This is a genomic window from Streptococcus pseudopneumoniae (genome assembly GCF_001074975.1).
GTDB classification, from domain to species: domain Bacteria; phylum Bacillota; class Bacilli; order Lactobacillales; family Streptococcaceae; genus Streptococcus; species Streptococcus pseudopneumoniae_D.
Genome location: NZ_JUUO01000016.1, coordinates 1 through 1,969, shown reverse-complemented (window position 1 = coordinate 1,969; position 1,969 = coordinate 1). Strand labels below are relative to the sequence as shown.

At 43.1% G+C, this 1,969-nt stretch carries 2 protein-coding genes; both read left to right on the top strand.

The features are described 5' to 3' along the window. Positions 1–168 precede the first annotated feature (168 nt). A complete protein-coding gene (locus ADI86_RS00855) occupies positions 169–1,185 on the top strand; it encodes a glycosyltransferase family 2 protein (protein ID WP_049531398.1) in 1,017 nt (338 codons plus the stop codon). Positions 1,186–1,300: 115 nt separating this feature from the next. Next, on the top strand, positions 1,301–1,969 hold a 669-nt coding region (locus ADI86_RS00850), incomplete at its 3' end, for an SSURE domain-containing protein (protein WP_049531397.1).

Sequence of the window (1,969 nt, the reverse complement as noted above, 5' to 3'; positions counted from 1 at the left end):
GACTTCGTCAGTTCTATCCACAACCTCAAAACAGTGTTTTGAGCTGACTTCGTCAGTTCTATCTGCAACCTCAAAGCAGTGCTTTGAGCAACCTGCGGTTAGTTTCCTAGTTTGCTCTTTGATTTTCATTGAGTATAAGAAAAAATCAGTCCCCTAAAGGAGTAGATTATGAAGTTATTGTCTATCGCCATTCCTAGCTATAATGCCGCAGCCTATCTTCATTACTGTGTGGAGTCGCTAGTGATTGGTGGTGAGCAAGTTGAGATTTTGATTATCAATGATGGGTCTCAGGACCAGACTCAGGAAATCGCTGAGCGTTTAGCCAGCAAGTATCCTAGCATCGTTAGAGCCATTTATCAGGGAAATAAGGGCCATGGTGGTGCTGTCAATCGTGGCTTGGCAGAGGCCTCTGGGCGCTATTTTAAAGTGGTTGATAGTGATGACTGGGTTGATCCTCGTGCCTATCTGAAAATTTTGGAAACCTTGCAGGAACTAGAGAGTGAAGGTCAAGAGGTGGATGCCTTTGTGACTAATTTTGTTTATGAAAAGGAAGGTCAGTCTCGCAAGAAGAGTATGAGTTATGAGTCAGTCTTGCCTGTCCAGCAGATTTTTGGCTGGGATCAGGTCGGAAATTTTTCAAAAGGCCAGTATATCATGATGCACTCGCTGATTTACCGGACAGATTTGTTGCGAGCGAGCCAGTTCCAACTGCCTGAGCATACTTTTTATGTCGATAATCTCTTTGTCTTTACACCTCTTCAGCAGGTCAAGACCATGTACTATCTGCCAGTCGATTTCTATCGTTATTTGATTGGGCGTGAGGACCAGTCTGTCAATGAGCAGGTGATGATTAAACGTATCGATCAGCAACTCAAGGTTAATCGTCTTTTAATAGACCAGCTTGATTTATCTAAAGTAAGTCATCCCAAAATGAGAGAATATTTGCTGAATCATATTGAAATCACGACGGTTATTTCTAGTGCCCTGCTCAATCGAGCTGGAACAGCGGAGCATCTGGCCAAAAAACGAGAGCTGTGGACCTATATTCAGCAGGAAAATCCAGAGGTCTTTCAAGCCATTCGCAAGACCATGCTCAGCCGTTTGACCAAACATTCCGTCTTGCCAGCTCGCAAACTGTCCAATGTCGTCTATCAAATCACCAAATCTGTTTATGGATTTAATTAATATAAGTATTTTATAAGAGGGATTTAAGAAAAATTTTAACTTTTTCTTAATCCTTTTTAATTTTAGGAGATTATACTAGAGTCATCAAATAAAGAAAAACTCTAAGGAGAATCCTATGAAATTCAATCCAAATCAAAGATATACTCGTTGGTCTATTCGCCGTCTTAGTGTCGGTGTTGCCTCAGTTGTTGTGGCTAGTGGCTTCTTTGTCCTAGTTGGTCAACCAAGTTCTGTACGTGCCGATGCGATCAATCCAACCCCTGCTCAAGTTGGGCCAGATGCTGCTTCGGTGAGTAAAAAGAGCGACTTACCAGTAGGAGTTCTCAAAGAAGCAGTCGATACAGCTCTTCCTTCAGAACAGGTAGACTCAGCCCCTAAAGCAAGCTTGGATGCTACAAGCTCTCCAGAAAAAGTGAATGTAGCTGATAAAGACCAAGTGGTAGCGCCAAAAGAAGAAGTGCAAGCAAAACCAGAATCTAAGAAAGAAACAGAAGATGCGGTTAAACCTGCGACAAATCCTGCTCCTGCAGTCTCTGGACAAGACCGTGAAGCAAGTGAGGCTCAACCAGCAACTACCCCAGCTGAAGTACAAAAAGGTGTAGCTGACAATACTAAAGACACAGTGGATGTTCCAGCTACATACTTGGACAAAGCCAACTTCCCTGGTCCATTCACAGCTGGTGTCAATCAAGTTATTCCATACGAACTCTTCGCAGGTGACGGTATGTTGACTCGCCTTATCTTGAAAGCTTCTGATAAAGCTCCATGGTCAGACAACGGTTCA